Raw genomic sequence first — 480 nt, forward strand, 5'->3', positions numbered from 1 at the left:
AGAGACAAAAGCTCTGCTGTCAAGCGGGTGAGGAAACCCCACCCGCCTGCGCGGTGGGGTAGTTCATCAAGACGTAAAGGCTGCCCTTTTGGGGAAAGAGACTCCAAGCTTGACAAGGGCAGAGGAGCAGCCGAAGATCGCTGCACAAGGATCCCTCACCTTGCAATGGCTGCCAAGAAAAGACCCTCGGAGCTTCAGCCCAGCCTATTTGACGATCCCCTAGAGCCACCTGCCTCTGCAACGGAGACGCTTCCCCAATGGGATCAGATCCCGCTCTCGGCTCAGGTGCCCATTCCCCCCGGCACCTATCGGGATCTAGAACAACTGGAGCAGCACTGCCGAGTCTGCCAGCGCTGTGAGTTGGCGGCCAACCGTACCTATGTGGTGGTGCACCGAGGTAACCCTAAAGCCAAGATCGTGATTGTTGGCGAGGGGCCGGGGGAAAACGAAGATCTGCAAGGCCTGCCCTTTGTAGGTAAG

General features: G+C 58.3%; 1 protein-coding gene. It reads left to right on the forward strand.

Annotated features, from left to right (window positions below):
• Positions 1 to 165: 165 nt before the first annotated feature.
• On the forward strand, positions 166 to 480 hold a 315-nt coding region (locus NW835_RS05950; protein ID WP_414414781.1), incomplete at its 3' end, for a uracil-DNA glycosylase family protein.

Source organism: Synechococcus sp. OH2 (assembly GCF_047462155.1).
Taxonomy (GTDB): Bacteria; Cyanobacteriota; Cyanobacteriia; order Thermostichales; family Thermostichaceae; genus Thermostichus.